We start from the raw sequence: 17045 nt of genomic DNA on the forward strand, positions 1-17045 counted from the left end.
CGTAGGGAAACCGAGTCTTAACTGGGCGTTCAGTTGCTAGGATTAGACCCGAAACCAGGTGATCTAGCCATGGGCAGGTTGAAGGTGAGGTAACACTTACTGGAGGACCGAACCGACTAATGTTGAAAAATTAGCGGATGACTTGTGGCTAGGGGTGAAAGGCCAATCAAACCTGGAGATAGCTGGTTCTCCCCGAAAGCTATTTAGGTAGCGCCTCGGACGAATACTACTGGGGGTAGAGCACTGTTAAGGCTAGGGGGTCATCCCGACTTACCAACCCTTTGCAAACTCCGAATACCAGTAAGTACTATCCGGGAGACACACGGCGGGTGCTAACGTCCGTCGTGGAGAGGGAAACAACCCAGACCGCCAGCTAAGGTCCCAAAGTTATAGCTAAGTGGGAAACGATGTGGGAAGGCTCAGACAGCCAGGATGTTGGCTTAGAAGCAGCCATCATTTAAAGAAAGCGTAATAGCTCACTGGTCGAGTCGGCCTGCGCGGAAGATTTAACGGGGCTAAGCTATACACCGAAGCTGCGGCAATGCATTTATATGTATTGGGTAGGGGAGCGTTCTGTAAGCGGTTGAAGGTGCATCGTAAGGTGTGCTGGACGTATCAGAAGTGCGAATGCTGACATGAGTAACGATAAAGGGAGTGAAAAACTCCCTCGCCGGAAGACCAAGGGTTCCTGTCCAACGTTAATCGGGGCAGGGTGAGTCGACCCCTAAGGCGAGGCCGAAAGGCGTAGTCGATGGGAAACGGGTTAATATTCCCGTACTTCTTACTATTGCGATGGGGGGACGGAGAAGGCTAGGTGGGCCTGGCGACGGTTGTCCAGGTTCAAGGGTGTAGGCTGTAATCTTAGGCAAATCCGGGATTACACCAGGCTGAGACCCGATGTCGAGGTGCTACGGCACTGAAGTCATTGATGCCATGCTTCCGGGAAAAGCCTCTAAGCTTCAGATAGTAAGGAATCGTACCCCAAACCGACACAGGTGGTCGGGTAGAGAATACCAAGGCGCTTGAGAGAACTCGGGTGAAGGAACTAGGCAAAATGGTACCGTAACTTCGGGAGAAGGTACGCTGCCGGCGGTGAAGAGACTCGCTCTTGGAGCTGCTGGCAGTCGCAGATACCAGGTGGCTGCAACTGTTTATTAAAAACACAGCACTGTGCAAAATCGAAAGATGACGTATACGGTGTGACGCCTGCCCGGTGCCGGAAGGTTAATTGATGGGGTTAGACTTCGGTCGAAGCTCTTGATCGAAGCCCCGGTAAACGGCGGCCGTAACTATAACGGTCCTAAGGTAGCGAAATTCCTTGTCGGGTAAGTTCCGACCTGCACGAATGGCGTAATGATGGCCACGCTGTCTCCACCCGAGACTCAGTGAAATTGAAATCGCAGTGAAGATGCTGCGTACCCGCGGCTAGACGGAAAGACCCCGTGAACCTTTACTACAGCTTGGCACTGAACATTGACCCTACATGTGTAGGATAGGTGGGAGGCTTTGAAACCGAGTCGCTAGATTCGGTGGAGCCGTCCTTGAAATACCACCCTTGTAGTGTTGATGTTCTAACGTCGCCCCGTTATCCGGGGTGCGGACAGTGCCTGGTGGGTAGTTTGACTGGGGCGGTCTCCTCCCAAAGCGTAACGGAGGAGCACGAAGGTGGGCTAATCACGGTCGGACATCGTGAGGTTAGTGCAATGGCATAAGCCCGCTTGACTGCGAGACTGACAAGTCGAGCAGGTGCGAAAGCAGGTCATAGTGATCCGGTGGTTCTGTATGGAAGGGCCATCGCTCAACGGATAAAAGGTACTCCGGGGATAACAGGCTGATACCGCCCAAGAGTTCATATCGACGGCGGTGTTTGGCACCTCGATGTCGGCTCATCACATCCTGGGGCTGAAGTCGGTCCCAAGGGTATGGCTGTTCGCCATTTAAAGTGGTACGCGAGCTGGGTTTAGAACGTCGTGAGACAGTTCGGTCCCTATCTGCCGTGGGCGTTGGATGATTGAGAGGGGCTGCTCCTAGTACGAGAGGACCGGAGTGGACGAACCTCTGGTGTTCGGGTTGTGTCGCCAGACGCATTGCCCGGTAGCTAAGTTCGGAATCGATAACCGCTGAAAGCATCTAAGCGGGAAGCGAGCCTCGAGATGAGTCATCCCTGAACCTATAAGGTTCCTGAAGGGTTGTTGGAGACTACGACGTAGATAGGCAGGGTGTGTAAGCGTTGTGAGGCGTTGAGCTAACCTGTACTAATTGCCCGTGAGGCTTAACCATACAACACCCAAGGGGTTTTAACGGACTCCACAAACACTTGGATGAGTGTTGAGAACATCAGCTTTCAAGATTGTAAGAATTTTGCTTGGCGACCATAGCATTATGGACCCACCTGATCCCATGCCGAACTCAGTAGTGAAACGTAATAGCGCCGATGGTAGTGTGGGGCCTCCCCATGTGAGAGTAGGACATCGCCAGGCTTTGATTTATAGGAAGCCCGCTGGGTACAGCGGGCTTTTCTTTCGCTCCGACTGATTGCAATGTGAGCGACGTCAACAGAAGGTTTTTACTTTTTCGCCAGCTGCGAAAAAAGATGAAAATTTTGTCTTGACTGGATATCAGAAACGCGTATTATACGCCTCCTGACTTGCTGAAGCGCACAGCGCCAAGGCATTGAAAGTCAACGTTCTTTAACAATTTGACCATGCAATCTGTGTGGGCACTCGTGAAATGATAGTCAACAAAAGCATTATCAATGAAACTGAGTGACCAAATCGAAATAGCTTCGGCTATATCGGCACAGTCAATTCTTACTTAGAAATAAGTAATAACAGTATTCATTGAGCCAAAACTTTAATTGAAGAGTTTGATCATGGCTCAGATTGAACGCTGGCGGCAGGCCTAACACATGCAAGTCGAGCGGCAGCGACATAAACAATCCTTCGGGTGCGTTTATGGGCGGCGAGCGGCGGACGGGTGAGTAATGCCTGGGAATATGCCCTGATGTGGGGGATAACCATTGGAAACGATGGCTAATACCGCATAATCTCTTCGGAGCAAAGAGGGGGACCTTCGGGCCTCTCGCGTCAGGATTAGCCCAGGTGAGATTAGCTAGTTGGTGAGGTAAGAGCTCACCAAGGCGACGATCTCTAGCTGGTCTGAGAGGATGATCAGCCACACTGGAACTGAGACACGGTCCAGACTCCTACGGGAGGCAGCAGTGGGGAATATTGCACAATGGGGGAAACCCTGATGCAGCCATGCCGCGTGTGTGAAGAAGGCCTTCGGGTTGTAAAGCACTTTCAGTCGTGAGGAAGGCATATGCGTTAATAGCGTATGTGTTTGACGTTAGCGACAGAAGAAGCACCGGCTAACTCCGTGCCAGCAGCCGCGGTAATACGGAGGGTGCGAGCGTTAATCGGAATTACTGGGCGTAAAGCGCATGCAGGCGGCTTGTTAAGCCAGATGTGAAAGCCCGGGGCTCAACCTCGGAATAGCATTTGGAACTGGCAGGCTAGAGTCTTGTAGAGGGGGGTAGAATTTCAGGTGTAGCGGTGAAATGCGTAGAGATCTGAAGGAATACCGGTGGCGAAGGCGGCCCCCTGGACAAAGACTGACGCTCAGATGCGAAAGCGTGGGGAGCAAACAGGATTAGATACCCTGGTAGTCCACGCCGTAAACGATGTCTACTTGGAGGTTGGTGTCTTGAACACTGGCTTTCGGAGCTAACGCGTTAAGTAGACCGCCTGGGGAGTACGGTCGCAAGATTAAAACTCAAATGAATTGACGGGGGCCCGCACAAGCGGTGGAGCATGTGGTTTAATTCGATGCAACGCGAAGAACCTTACCTACTCTTGACATCCAGAGAACTTTCCAGAGATGGATTGGTGCCTTCGGGAACTCTGAGACAGGTGCTGCATGGCTGTCGTCAGCTCGTGTTGTGAAATGTTGGGTTAAGTCCCGCAACGAGCGCAACCCCTATCCTTGTTTGCCAGCACGTAATGGTGGGAACTCCAGGGAGACTGCCGGTGATAAACCGGAGGAAGGTGGGGACGACGTCAAGTCATCATGGCCCTTACGAGTAGGGCTACACACGTGCTACAATGGCGTATACAGAGGGCGGCCAACTCGCGAGAGTGAGCGAATCCCAGAAAGTACGTCGTAGTCCGGATTGGAGTCTGCAACTCGACTCCATGAAGTCGGAATCGCTAGTAATCGTGGATCAGAATGCCACGGTGAATACGTTCCCGGGCCTTGTACACACCGCCCGTCACACCATGGGAGTGGGCTGCACCAGAAGTAGATAGCTTAACCTTCGGGAGGGCGTTTACCACGGTGTGGTTCATGACTGGGGTGAAGTCGTAACAAGGTAGCCCTAGGGGAACCTGGGGCTGGATCACCTCCTTAACGATATGACTGCGTTTTACGCAGTGTCCACACAGATTGCTTGGTTGAAATGTAAAGAACATGTCTAGGTTCCCAAACCTAGAAAACACTTAGTCCCATTCGTCTAGAGGCCTAGGACACCGCCCTTTCACGGCGGTAACAGGGGTTCGACTCCCCTATGGGACGCCACGGGTCGTTAGCTCAGTTGGTAGAGCAGTTGACTTTTAATCAATTGGTCGCAGGTTCGAATCCTGCACGACCCACCATCTTCTCCTTTGAAGATGTAAAACATCGGAGGGCGATTAGCTCAGTTGGGAGAGCACCTCCCTTACAAGGAGGGGGTCACTGGTTCGAGCCCGGTATCGCCCACCACTCTTTCATCTTGAAAGATACCATTTCGATGGGGCTATAGCTCAGCTGGGAGAGCGCTTCGCTGGCAGCGAAGAGGTCTGCGGTTCGATCCCGCATAGCTCCACCACTCTCTAAAAACATTCTCGTGAGTGTGTTTAGAAAGTGGATGTCGAAAGACAAACACATGCTCTTTAACAATCTGGAAAGCTGACTAGTAAATTGAATTCTTCGAATTCAATACTAATAGTTTCTACTTGAATAAGTAGGAACGAGTTCTCAAGCAACACACATTCAAGTGTCTTGTGTAAGAGTCCGGCGAAACACAGTTCATCAATACTCAGATGGACAACCTTGGTTGTTGAGCCATACGAACAGACCCCTTGGGGTTGTATGGTTAAGTGACTAAGCGTACACGGTGGATGCCTGGGCAGTCAGAGGCGATGAAGGACGTGCTAACCTGCGATAAGCCAAGAGAAGATGGTAAGAATCACGATACTCTTGGATTTCCGAATGGGGAAACCCAGCTGCATAAGCAGTTATCGTAACGTGAATACATAGCGTTGCGAGGCGAACCGGGGGAACTGAAACATCTAAGTACCCCGAGGAAGAGAAATCAACCGAGATTCCGGCAGTAGCGGCGAGCGAACCCGGATTAGCCCTTAAGCTAGTTTTGCGACAGGTGAATGAGCTGGAAAGCTCAGCGATACAGGGTGATAGCCCCGTAACCGGTAGCGCATTGCGAGTGAAATCGAGTAGGACGGGACACGTGATATCCTGTCTGAACATGGGGGGACCATCCTCCAAGGCTAAATACTCCTGACTGACCGATAGTGAACCAGTACCGTGAGGGAAAGGCGAAAAGAACCCCTGTGAGGGGAGTGAAATAGAACCTGAAACCGTGTACGTACAAGCAGTAGGAGCCCTTCGGGGTGACTGCGTACCTTTTGTATAATGGGTCAGCGACTTAATTTTAGTAGCAAGGTTAACCGTTTAGGGGAGCCGTAGGGAAACCGAGTCTTAACTGGGCGTTCAGTTGCTAGGATTAGACCCGAAACCAGGTGATCTAGCCATGGGCAGGTTGAAGGTGAGGTAACACTTACTGGAGGACCGAACCGACTAATGTTGAAAAATTAGCGGATGACTTGTGGCTAGGGGTGAAAGGCCAATCAAACCTGGAGATAGCTGGTTCTCCCCGAAAGCTATTTAGGTAGCGCCTCGGACGAATACTACTGGGGGTAGAGCACTGTTAAGGCTAGGGGGTCATCCCGACTTACCAACCCTTTGCAAACTCCGAATACCAGTAAGTACTATCCGGGAGACACACGGCGGGTGCTAACGTCCGTCGTGGAGAGGGAAACAACCCAGACCGCCAGCTAAGGTCCCAAAGTTATAGCTAAGTGGGAAACGATGTGGGAAGGCTCAGACAGCCAGGATGTTGGCTTAGAAGCAGCCATCATTTAAAGAAAGCGTAATAGCTCACTGGTCGAGTCGGCCTGCGCGGAAGATTTAACGGGGCTAAGCTATACACCGAAGCTGCGGCAATGCATTTATATGTATTGGGTAGGGGAGCGTTCTGTAAGCGGTTGAAGGTGCATCGTAAGGTGTGCTGGACGTATCAGAAGTGCGAATGCTGACATGAGTAACGATAAAGGGAGTGAAAAACTCCCTCGCCGGAAGACCAAGGGTTCCTGTCCAACGTTAATCGGGGCAGGGTGAGTCGACCCCTAAGGCGAGGCCGAAAGGCGTAGTCGATGGGAAACGGGTTAATATTCCCGTACTTCTTACTATTGCGATGGGGGGACGGAGAAGGCTAGGTGGGCCTGGCGACGGTTGTCCAGGTTCAAGGGTGTAGGCTGTAATCTTAGGCAAATCCGGGATTACACCAGGCTGAGACCCGATGTCGAGCCGCTACGGCGGTGAAGTCATTGATGCCATGCTTCCGGGAAAAGCCTCTAAGCTTCAGATAGTAAGGAATCGTACCCCAAACCGACACAGGTGGTCGGGTAGAGAATACCAAGGCGCTTGAGAGAACTCGGGTGAAGGAACTAGGCAAAATGGTACCGTAACTTCGGGAGAAGGTACGCTGCCGGCGGTGAAGAGACTTGCTCTTGGAGCTGCTGGCAGTCGCAGATACCAGGTGGCTGCAACTGTTTATTAAAAACACAGCACTGTGCAAAATCGAAAGATGACGTATACGGTGTGACGCCTGCCCGGTGCCGGAAGGTTAATTGATGGGGTTAGACTTCGGTCGAAGCTCTTGATCGAAGCCCCGGTAAACGGCGGCCGTAACTATAACGGTCCTAAGGTAGCGAAATTCCTTGTCGGGTAAGTTCCGACCTGCACGAATGGCGTAATGATGGCCACGCTGTCTCCACCCGAGACTCAGTGAAATTGAAATCGCAGTGAAGATGCTGCGTACCCGCGGCTAGACGGAAAGACCCCGTGAACCTTTACTACAGCTTGGCACTGAACATTGACCCTACATGTGTAGGATAGGTGGGAGGCTTTGAAACCGAGTCGCTAGATTCGGTGGAGCCGTCCTTGAAATACCACCCTTGTAGTGTTGATGTTCTAACGTCGCCCCGTTATCCGGGGTGCGGACAGTGCCTGGTGGGTAGTTTGACTGGGGCGGTCTCCTCCCAAAGCGTAACGGAGGAGCACGAAGGTGGGCTAATCACGGTCGGACATCGTGAGGTTAGTGCAATGGCATAAGCCCGCTTGACTGCGAGACTGACAAGTCGAGCAGGTGCGAAAGCAGGTCATAGTGATCCGGTGGTTCTGTATGGAAGGGCCATCGCTCAACGGATAAAAGGTACTCCGGGGATAACAGGCTGATACCGCCCAAGAGTTCATATCGACGGCGGTGTTTGGCACCTCGATGTCGGCTCATCACATCCTGGGGCTGAAGTCGGTCCCAAGGGTATGGCTGTTCGCCATTTAAAGTGGTACGCGAGCTGGGTTTAGAACGTCGTGAGACAGTTCGGTCCCTATCTGCCGTGGGCGTTGGATGATTGAGAGGGGCTGCTCCTAGTACGAGAGGACCGGAGTGGACGAACCTCTGGTGTTCGGGTTGTGTCGCCAGACGCATTGCCCGGTAGCTAAGTTCGGAATCGATAACCGCTGAAAGCATCTAAGCGGGAAGCGAGCCTCGAGATGAGTCATCCCTGAACCTATAAGGTTCCTGAAGGGTTGTTGGAGACTACGACGTAGATAGGCAGGGTGTGTAAGCGTTGTGAGGCGTTGAGCTAACCTGTACTAATTGCCCGTGAGGCTTAACCATACAACACCCAAGGGGTTTTTACGGACTCCGCAAACACTTGGATGAGTGTTGAGAACATCAGCTTTCTAAGATTGTAAGAATTTTGCTTGGCGACCATAGCATTATGGACCCACCTGATCCCATGCCGAACTCAGTAGTGAAACGTAATAGCGCCGATGGTAGTGTGGGGTCTCCCCATGTGAGAGTAGGACATCGCCAGGCTTCCAATTTAGATTATCGTGCTGAACACACGGTGATTTGAGTGGAGCGGTAGTTCAGTTGGTTAGAATACCGGCCTGTCACGCCGGGGGTCGCGGGTTCGAGTCCCGTCCGCTCCGCCACTTATTCAGACAAAGTTAAGTCTTTAAAATAACTACAGGGGTGTAGCTCCAATTGGCAGAGCAGCGGATTCCAAATCCGCGTGTTGGGAGTTCGAATCTCTCCACCCCTGCCATCTTCAAGGCTCTAGCAGAAATGCTGGAGCCTTTTTCGTATGTGCAATTGGCAGAGCAGCGGATTCCGCTAATACCAAAACAGCGCGTGCTGAGAGCCCAAACCTCCGGGATGCCGGCCCAGTCCACACCTGCTATCTTTGAAGCCTCTGTCGTAAAACTGGGGCTTTTTACATCTGTTGCTTTCGAGAAGAAACGTTGGGAGTTGGAGTGCAAGCCAAGTCTTATTCTGTTAACTTTCCTTTATTAATCAATACTGTGACTCGGTTAGTGAAAATCAGTTTGATCTCCGGAGAATTGTCAGTAGAATGATTAACACATTAGGGGTGTAGCTCCAATTGGCAGAGCAGCGGATTCCAAATCCGCGTGTTGGGAGTTCGAATCTCTCCACCCCTGCCATATTCTAAGGCCTAGTCGAAAGACTAGGCCTTTTTCGTATTATTGATTCGGATTCCGCTAATAGCAAAACAGCGCGTGTTAGGAGTAGTTCGAATCTCCGGGATGCCGGCCCAGTCCCCCCTGCCACCTTCGAAGCCTCAGCAGAAGTGCTGGGGCTTTTTTGCATATGTTGCTTCTGCGAAGCAATGTTGGGCCATTTCATTTTGCTAATTTATTATTTCTCTTGTTGTTAATAGGGATAAGCGGTAGCATTTGTTTATTGCCTTGGCGAAACCGCCATGGCGGGTGATGGAGTTCCACCTTTAACCGCTCAACCGAGATAATGACTCCTGCTGTAGTAGGATAGATCCGTCTATGGTGGGGCTTGTTATTTGCCATAGCATCTATCCTTGAGAGTAATTCGAGATAAAGATAGAAATGGTATGGCGCATCCATTAAGTTCAAATCCTAAAATATTCGTCCAGATCCTCCGTTGGACGCTACTCATCATTCCCGTAGCCGTTATTGTCGGCTCGCTCAATGCCTTTTTCCTTTGGATCCTCAGTGTGGCAACTGCGACCCGGATTGATAACCCGTGGCTTATATACCTATTACCACTGGCCGGTATCGTGATCGTTTACTGCTACCGCAACTTGGGAAAAAATTCCGAGGGTGGTAACAACCTCATTATGGATGAGATCCATGAGCCCGGTGCCGGTATTCCAGCCCGAATGGCACCTTTGGTGTTGATTACCACTGTGATCACCCACCTGTTTGGTGGCTCGGCAGGGCGTGAAGGCACCGCAGTGCAAATCGGCGGGGCATCGACCCACTGGTTGGCTCGCAAGTTCAAACTCAATGATGCGGATACCCGACTGATTCTAATTGCCGGTGTGGCGGCAGGTTTTGGTGCTGTATTCGGCACGCCGCTGACTGGTGCCATCTTTGCTTTGGAAGTGCTGGCGATAGGCCGCCTGCGCTATGATGCAATTATCCCTGCTTTGTTTGCTGCTATCTTGGCTGATGTCGTTTGTTCTGCTTGGGGAGTCCACCATACCCACTATCGGATAGACTTCCTTGAAACCATTACTCTGTTCGAACATGCTGTTAAAGTAGACCTGCTGATGATCGCTAAGATTGTGATTGCTGCCGTGGTTTTTGGTTTGGCAGGATACCTGTTCGGTGAACTGACCCATGCCTTTAAAGACATCTTCAAAGCGACACTCAAAAACCCGTATTTAATTGTGGTCGTGGGTGGTTTGATTGTCATCGGTGCAGTACAACTGATTGGTAACTACGACTACATTGGGTTGGGCGTCTATTCGAGCCGTGAAGGGGGAGTGAGTATCTTGACGGCCTTCCAGGAAGGTGGCGCTGAATGGTACAGCTGGCTACTCAAGTTGTTACTAACAGCCATCACCCTTGCTGCCGGTTTTAAAGGCGGTGAAGTGACTCCGTTGTTCTTCGTTGGGGCGACATTGGGCAATACCATGGCCTGGGTGCTGGGCGCACCGGTCGATCTGTTTGCTGCTCTAGGCTTTCTTGCTGTGTTTGCAGCAGCAACCAATACGCCGCTCGCTTGTACCATTATGGGCATAGAACTGTTTGGTGCTGAGCACATGCTGTACTTTGCCATTGCGTGTTATACCGCTTACTACTTCAGTGGCCATACCGGCATTTACTCGTCGCAGCGAGTTGCAGTACCTAAGCTTTTTGATTTGGAAGGGGCGCCGAAGATCACCCATAAGCTTGGTGAACTGAGGGAGACCCACTCGTCATTGCTCAAGACACTTGTGAAGCGTTTCAAATAAATTTGTAGCACTCAGTGGTGTTATGCAAAAGTAGCAATGTTTTTGCTAAATAAGTATTAAAACTGTGGGTTCTGCCTTGCCGAGGCGGAACCCCTTTCATATACTGCTAGTTCAACTTGTCGGAGTGCCATTTGGCTGAGACCGCATTGCGGGATCCGTAGAACCTGATCAGGCTAATACCTGCGAAGGGAACAAGAGAGACTCTTCTGTATCACTGTATTCACAGTGGCAGTATCAGACGACACTATACACCCTACGTATAGCCTCTTGTTTACGCACCCATCCGCCAAGCAACTTCCCTGTTATGGACAAAAAAGGAAATTGCTATGTCGAGTCGCAAACAAGCGAGACTGGAAGCGAAACAATTTATCGACTCACTGACCACCCAGGCTTACCCGAATTCCCGGAAAATTTATGTTACCGGGAGTCGTGAAGATATCCGCGTACCGATGCGCGAGATTGCCCTGGCTGATAGCCTTGTTGGTGGTACCAAAGAGTCCCCTGTTTTCGAGCCTAATGAACCGGTACGGGTCTATGACACCTCTGGTTTCTATACCGATCCTGAGCAGCCAGCTGATATTTATGCTGGCCTACCTAAGCTCCGTGAAAGTTGGATTGAGGAGCGGGGGGATACTGAGCTGCTGGACGAGCTAAGTTCTCAGTATTCTAAAGAGCGCTTAGCTGATGACACCCTTGATGAACTGAGGTTTGAACAACAGGCTCGTATCCGCCGTGCCAAACCGGGCAAAAATGTTACCCAGCTGCATTATGCCCGTCAGGGGATCATCACTCCAGAGATGGAGTTTATTGCCATTCGCGAAAACATGGGCCGGGCGAAATACCGTGATGAGGTGCTAAACCAGCAGCATCCTGGTATGGCATTTGGTGCCAACCTGCCACAAGAAATAACACCTGAGTTTGTCCGCCGCGAAGTTGCTGAAGGCCGGGCTATTATCCCATCGAATATCAATCACCCTGAAACCGAGCCGATGATCATCGGCCGCAACTTCCTGGTCAAGGTCAACGCCAATATCGGTAACTCGTCAGTTAGTTCGTCAATTGAAGAGGAAGTGGAAAAGCTGGTGTGGTCGACCCGCTGGGGTGGCGATACCGTTATGGATCTATCAACTGGCCGTAACATTCATGAAACCCGCGAATGGATCATCCGCAACAGCCCGGTACCTATCGGCACAGTGCCTATGTATCAGGCGTTGGAAAAGGTCAACGGTATTGCTGAGAACCTCAACTGGGAAGTGTTCCGTGACACCTTGCTCGAGCAGGCTGAGCAGGGCGTGGATTATTTCACTATCCATGCGGGTGTCCTATTGCGCTATGTCCCGATGACAGCGAAAAGGGTCACCGGTATTGTCTCGCGAGGCGGCTCGATCATGGCCAAGTGGTGCTTGGCGCACCACAAAGAAAGTTTCCTGTACGAGCACTTCCGGGAGATTTGTGAAATCTGTGCCCAGTACGATATTGCCTTGTCACTGGGTGATGGTCTGCGTCCTGGCTCGGTGGCTGATGCCAACGATGAAGCGCAGTTCAGTGAATTGCGTACCTTGGGTGAGCTGACCAAGATTGCCTGGGAATATGATGTCCAGGTGATGATTGAAGGGCCGGGGCATGTGCCGATGCACATGATTAAGGAAAACATGGAAGAGCAGCTCAAGCACTGCCATGAAGCGCCGTTTTATACCCTTGGGCCACTAACCACAGATATTGCCCCGGGCTATGACCATATTACCTCAGGTATTGGTGCTGCCATGATTGGTTGGTATGGCTGTGCCATGCTGTGTTATGTCACGCCGAAAGAACATTTGGGCCTACCTAACAAAGAAGATGTAAAGGTGGGACTGATCACGTACAAGCTGTGTGCCCATGCGGCAGACTTAGCAAAAGGCCATCCCGGTGCTCAAGTGCGAGACAATGCCTTGTCAAAGGCGCGCTTTGAATTCCGCTGGGAAGATCAATTTAACCTGGCTTTAGACCCTGAAACGGCTCGAGCCTACCATGATGAAACCCTTCCTCAGGAGTCCGGAAAGATCGCCCATTTCTGCTCGATGTGTGGACCAAAATTCTGTTCGATGAAGATCTCGCAAGAAGTCCGTGAGTATGCCAGCGGACTGGAGAAAGACGGCGAGCTGGCCGTGCAGATGCTGGATGACCCCCTTGAGGGCATGCAGCAAAAAGCCGATGAATTCCGGGCCAAGGGGAGTGAGTTATATCACCCAATCAAAGAGGAAAGTTAATGAACGCGTTGTGTTTACCCGATCACTTGGCGCCATTACTGATGCATATCGAGCCGTTGTTGGCAGCGGCCGATAAATACCAGCTCGGTGAAGCGGTCAGTATGGAATGGAGTGGATCGGAGGTGGTAGACATTCATCTTGAGGGGACAACCTTCAAGGTGGCGTTTAATCCGTCCGAGAGTGAGGCTCAGGGCTTGGAGGTGCGCGATCAGTGGATTGCCCCTTATCCGACTCTGGCCGAGATGCAGCAGCAGGTTGCGGCTAATCCGGCGTTGGTGGTCTGTGGCCTGCCGACAGAGCAAGGCTGCGTCGATATCTGGCATCACCTTGGTGAAGCCCGCGCGGTGTATTGCCACCATGCCGGGGCAAGTGAGCCACAGCGCGCCATGTTATTGGCTGCATTGGCTTTGGATTACCCTCTGGAAGATGCGGTCACGCTATCGCGCGCCCATGCCCGAGGTTACCTGGAGAGCCATGCTGATGGCTATGGTGAAACTGGCTGGCCGATGATACGCGCATTGTTCCCGCGTCCGTTGACGGCTAACCACCCTGAGTGCGATGAACTTGGCTGGGTCAGTAAAGAAGTGGCCGTTTCGCCGTTTGCCACGGTGGAGCGCGATAAGTTGGCGCTGTATCCGGTTGTCGATACGGCCCAGTGGGTGACCCGCTTGCTTGATTTGGGTGTGAAAACGACCCAGCTGCGGATCAAAGATCCCTCTGAGCCTACGTTGCCTGCCCAAATCACTACGATCGTTGAGGCCGGTAAGCAGCATGGTGCCCAGGTATTCGTGAATGATTACTGGCAACTGGCGATCGATAACCAGGCTTACGGTGTTCATCTTGGGCAGGAAGATCTGGAAACGGCTGATCTAGCAGCGATTCAGCAGGCTGGGCTGCGTCTTGGGCTATCGACTCACGGCTACTACGAAATTCTACGTGCGGCGGAGTTTGCTCCTAGCTATATCGCTTTGGGCCATATCTTCCCGACAACCACTAAGGATATGCCATCTAAACCGCAGGGACTTAACCGCTTGGCCCTTTACCAAAAGCTGATTGGTGACGCGTTCCCGACAGTCGCGATTGGTGGCATCGACTTGTCCCGTGCTGAGAGAGTCTGGCGAACAGGAGTAAGTAGTGTTGCGGTTGTCCGTGCTGTCACCCAAGCCGATGACCCGGCGAAGGCTATTGCGGCGTTTGAAGATATCTTAGTGCGCAACCCGGCCGAATAGGATGGCAACCATGCTCAGTGATCAGGAATTTCTTCGTTATAACCGCCAGATCATGCTGCCGCAGATCGGTGAGCCAGGCCAACAGTCACTGTCCAATGCTCAGGTGTTGTTGGTGGGGGCCGGCGGTTTAGGCTCAGCTGCGGCTTTGTACCTTGCTGGGGCGGGTATCGGCAATTTGGTGATCGCCGATGACGATACGGTCGATAGCTCAAACCTGCAGCGCCAGGTGATCTATCGCGATAGCGATCAGGGTAAAGCCAAGGCACAGATGGCAGCGGATCAGTTGCAGGCGTTAAACCCGCATATCCGTATCCGGGCAGTAAAAGCTCGGCTGGCCGATCAGCGGTTGGCAATGGAGGTATCGCTGGCTGATATCGTGCTTGACTGCTCCGATAACCTAGCAACCCGATATGCCGTCAATCATGCCTGTTTCAAGGCCAATAAGCCTTTGATATCGGGCGCGGCAATTCGTTGGCAAGGGCAGCTGATGGCCTTTGATTTCCGTCAGGGTAAAGGGCCTTGCTATCACTGCTTGTTCCCGCGTCAGGCGGGAGCTGTTGATGAGCCGCAGAACTGCAGTAATTCAGGTATCGCCGGGCCGGTGGTCGGCACTGTCGGCAATTTGCAGGCATTAGAAACGATAAAACTACTGACCGGTGCTGGTGAAGTGGGCTTTGGCACGCTGCGCCAGTTCGATGGTCTGACGATGGGCTGGCAAGCCTTTCAACTTCCAACAGATAGATCGTGCCCGGTTTGCGGGACGGGAGAATAGAACCACTATGACGACTGCGACTCTGATCCAGGTGCGGGTCAATGATAAACCGGTAGAGGTGCCAGAAGGGCAGTCTCTCAGCGCATTGTTGACGCAACTCGAGATGCCGCTACAGGCCACAGCTGTAGCCTTGAATGAAGATATTGTTGCCCGCAGCGAGTGGGAAACAACTGTACTGAGCGCCGGCGATCGCATCGCCCTGTTCCAAGCGATTGCAGGAGGATAAATGCTAACTATCGCTGATAAGACGTTCTCGTCACGCCTGTTTACCGGTACCGGTAAGTATGCCAACCGCCATGCAATGGCTGAATCGATTATTGCGTCAGGCTCCGAGCTGGTGACCATGGCACTTAAGCGCGTAGATATTGAAAACCGTGATGACGATATCCTTGCGCCGTTGATTGATGCCGGGGTAAACCTGCTGCCAAATACGTCTGGTGCCAAGAATGCCAAGGAAGCGGTATTTGCCGCCAAGCTTGCCCGAGAAGCTCTTGGTACGAATTGGCTTAAGCTGGAAATCCACCCAGATCCGAAGTATTTGATGCCTGATCCGATCGAGACATTGGCGGCTGCAGAAGAACTGGTTCGTGAAGGTTTCATCGTGCTGCCATACTGCCATGCCGATCCTGTGCTGTGTAAGCGCTTGGAAGAGGTAGGCTGTGCGGCGGTGATGCCGCTGGGTGCGCCGATTGGCTCCAACAAAGGCTTAGCTTCGCGCGATTTCCTCGAAATCATCATCGACCAAGCCAAGGTGCCGGTGATTGTTGATGCGGGTATTGGTGCTCCATCCCATGCTGCTGAAGCGATGGAGATGGGAGCGGACGCAGTACTGGTGAATACGGCTATTGCGGCGGCGGCCGATCCTATAGCCATGGGCCGTGCCTTCAAGTTGGCAGTTGAAAGTGGCCGTATGGCGTACGAAGCTGGTTTGGCGGGTACGGTTAACCATGCCATCGCCTCCAGCCCGCTGACGGCGTTCTTGGATCAGCCGGCCTAAGGAGCTTGCGATGAGTTTCGTTGATGAGTGGAAGCAGCTGGACTGGGATGATATCCGGCTATCTATCTATGGCAAGACCGCGGCAGATGTCGAGCGGGCGCTGCGTAAACCCAAGCGTGATCTGGAAGATTTCAAAGCCCTGATCTCGCCGGCGGCAGAGCCTTATCTCGAGCAGATGGCGCAGCAGTCGGCCGCATTGACCCGCAAGCGCTTCGGCCATACGGTGTCGTTTTATATTCCGCTATATTTGTCTAATCTGTGTGCCAATGCATGTACCTATTGTGGTTTTTCAATGGAAAACCGCATTAAACGTCGCACCTTGGACATGGCTGAGATTGAACGTGAGTGTGAGGCCATCAAGGCCAAGCAGTTCGACAGTATCCTGCTGGTGACCGGTGAGCATGAGCGCAAGGTCGGAATGGAATATTTCCGCGAAGCACTGCCAGCGATCAAGTCCCACTTCAGTTATCTGGCAATGGAAGTCCAACCGCTGGATCAGGACGAGTATGCCGAGCTCAAAACCCTTGGCCTGGATGCGGTCATGGTGTACCAGGAAACCTACAGTGCCCCGACTTATGCCCAGCACCACTTGCGTGGCAACAAGATGGACTTTGAATACCGGCTGGAAACACCGGACCGTCTGGCTAAGGCAGGTATCGACAAGATCGGTATCGGTGCATTGATTGGACTTGAAGAGTGGCGAACCGATTGTTTCTTTGTCGCCGCACATCTGGATTACCTTGAGCGTACCTACTGGCAGACCCGTTATTCGATCTCCTTCCCGCGCCTGCGTCCATGTGAAGGTGGCCTGCAGCCAAAATCAGTGATGAATGACCGTCAGTTGGTGCAGCTGATCTGTGCCTACCGCTTGCTTAACCCTGAAGTAGAGCTGTCGCTGTCGACCCGTGAGTCAGCGCAGTTCCGTGACAATGTGCTGCCTTTGGGGATCACCACTATGTCGGCGGAGTCCAAGACTCAGCCGGGTGGTTATGCCGATGATGAGCCGGAGCTCGAGCAGTTTGCTATCAGCGATGAGCGACCGGCTACCGATGTAGCTGCTGCGGTCAAGCAACGTGGTTTTGAGGTCGTTTGGAAAGATTGGCACCACGCCTATTCGGGCTAACGGCCAAGATAAAGTGATGAAAAGAAAAAACGCCCGCA

Annotated in this window: 7 protein-coding genes, 7 tRNA genes, 5 rRNA genes and 2 riboswitches (1 of these 21 cut by a window edge); all 19 genes read left to right on the forward strand. The window is 52.3% G+C overall.

From position 1 onward, the window contains the following. Positions 1–2280, forward strand: a 23S ribosomal RNA gene (locus ACXAD4_RS00020); it begins 608 nt to the left of the window's first position. Between the two features lie 84 nt (positions 2281–2364). After that, positions 2365–2480: ribosomal RNA gene (gene rrf, locus ACXAD4_RS00025) — 5S ribosomal RNA — on the forward strand. Between the two features lie 374 nt (positions 2481–2854). Further along, a 16S ribosomal RNA gene (locus tag ACXAD4_RS00030) occupies positions 2855–4407 on the forward strand. A gap of 92 nt (positions 4408–4499) precedes the next feature. Next, a tRNA-Glu gene (locus tag ACXAD4_RS00035) sits at positions 4500–4575 on the forward strand. Between the two features lies 1 nt (position 4576). After that, positions 4577–4652: transfer RNA gene (locus ACXAD4_RS00040), tRNA-Lys, on the forward strand. Between the two features lie 30 nt (positions 4653–4682). Then, positions 4683–4758 (forward strand) — tRNA-Val (locus tag ACXAD4_RS00045). Positions 4759–4788: 30 nt separating this feature from the next. Continuing rightward, positions 4789–4864, forward strand: a tRNA-Ala gene (locus ACXAD4_RS00050). A 265-nt stretch (positions 4865–5129) separates the two neighbouring features. Beyond that, a 23S ribosomal RNA gene (locus ACXAD4_RS00055) occupies positions 5130–8017 on the forward strand. Between the two features lie 85 nt (positions 8018–8102). Continuing rightward, positions 8103–8218: ribosomal RNA gene (gene rrf / locus ACXAD4_RS00060) — 5S ribosomal RNA — on the forward strand. The 16S, 23S and 5S rRNA genes sit together here with 7 tRNA genes alongside, the layout of an rRNA operon. A 42-nt stretch (positions 8219–8260) precedes the next feature. Next, a tRNA-Asp gene (locus ACXAD4_RS00065) sits at positions 8261–8337 on the forward strand. 36 nt (positions 8338–8373) lie between these two features. Continuing rightward, a tRNA-Trp gene (locus ACXAD4_RS00070) sits at positions 8374–8450 on the forward strand. A 320-nt stretch (positions 8451–8770) separates the two neighbouring features. After that, positions 8771–8847 (forward strand) — tRNA-Trp (locus ACXAD4_RS00075). A 275-nt stretch (positions 8848–9122) separates the two neighbouring features. Beyond that, positions 9123–9186, forward strand: a riboswitch (Fluoride riboswitch). 83 nt (positions 9187–9269) lie between these two features. Beyond that, positions 9270–10637 carry a voltage-gated chloride channel family protein gene (locus ACXAD4_RS00080; protein ID WP_475237706.1) on the forward strand — a complete coding sequence of 456 codons (1368 nt, stop codon included), beginning with the start codon at positions 9270–9272 and terminating at the stop codon, positions 10635–10637. A 110-nt stretch (positions 10638–10747) separates the two neighbouring features. Continuing rightward, positions 10748–10845, forward strand: a riboswitch (TPP riboswitch). Positions 10846–10963: 118 nt separating this feature from the next. Then, the gene (gene thiC / locus ACXAD4_RS00085; protein WP_475237708.1) at positions 10964–12886 is read left to right on the forward strand and encodes a phosphomethylpyrimidine synthase ThiC; all 1923 of its coding nucleotides are present in this window, start codon (positions 10964–10966) and stop codon (positions 12884–12886) included. Further along, positions 12886–14115 carry a thiamine phosphate synthase gene (gene thiE / locus ACXAD4_RS00090; protein WP_475237710.1) on the forward strand — a complete coding sequence of 410 codons (1230 nt, stop codon included), beginning with the start codon at positions 12886–12888 and terminating at the stop codon, positions 14113–14115. The genes thiC and thiE overlap by 1 nt, the downstream gene beginning before the upstream one ends. A gap of 10 nt (positions 14116–14125) precedes the next feature. Further along, positions 14126–14887: a HesA/MoeB/ThiF family protein gene (locus tag ACXAD4_RS00095; RefSeq protein WP_475237713.1), complete on the forward strand. Its 762-nt coding sequence runs from the start codon at positions 14126–14128 to the stop codon at positions 14885–14887. Between the two features lie 7 nt (positions 14888–14894). Continuing rightward, positions 14895–15113, forward strand: a complete 219-nt coding sequence (gene thiS, locus ACXAD4_RS00100; protein WP_317524683.1) for a sulfur carrier protein ThiS — start codon at positions 14895–14897, stop codon at positions 15111–15113. Further along, a complete protein-coding gene (locus ACXAD4_RS00105) occupies positions 15114–15884 on the forward strand; it encodes a thiazole synthase (protein ID WP_475237716.1) in 771 nt (256 codons plus the stop codon). A 10-nt stretch (positions 15885–15894) separates the two neighbouring features. Then, complete coding sequence (thiH, locus tag ACXAD4_RS00110; protein WP_475237718.1) at positions 15895–17007, forward strand: 2-iminoacetate synthase ThiH; 1113 nt, start codon at positions 15895–15897, stop codon at positions 17005–17007. Positions 17008–17045: the final 38 nt, after the last annotated feature.

The sequence above is a fragment of the Photobacterium sp. AWH4_225 genome, assembly GCF_056158405.1.

Bases quoted from the DNA above. Each gene is read 5' to 3' on its own strand.
- ACXAD4_RS00080 (WP_475237706.1), top strand. From the start codon at position 9,270: ATGGCGCATCCATTAAGTTCAAATCCTAAAATATTCGTCCAGATCCTC.
- thiC (WP_475237708.1), top strand. From the start codon at position 10,964: ATGTCGAGTCGCAAACAAGCGAGACTGGAAGCGAAACAATTTATCGAC.
- thiE (WP_475237710.1), top strand. From the start codon at position 12,886: ATGAACGCGTTGTGTTTACCCGATCACTTGGCGCCATTACTGATGCAT.
- ACXAD4_RS00095 (WP_475237713.1), top strand. From the start codon at position 14,126: ATGCTCAGTGATCAGGAATTTCTTCGTTATAACCGCCAGATCATGCTG.
- thiS (WP_317524683.1), top strand. From the start codon at position 14,895: ATGACGACTGCGACTCTGATCCAGGTGCGGGTCAATGATAAACCGGTA.
- ACXAD4_RS00105 (WP_475237716.1), top strand. From the start codon at position 15,114: ATGCTAACTATCGCTGATAAGACGTTCTCGTCACGCCTGTTTACCGGT.
- thiH (WP_475237718.1), top strand. From the start codon at position 15,895: ATGAGTTTCGTTGATGAGTGGAAGCAGCTGGACTGGGATGATATCCGG.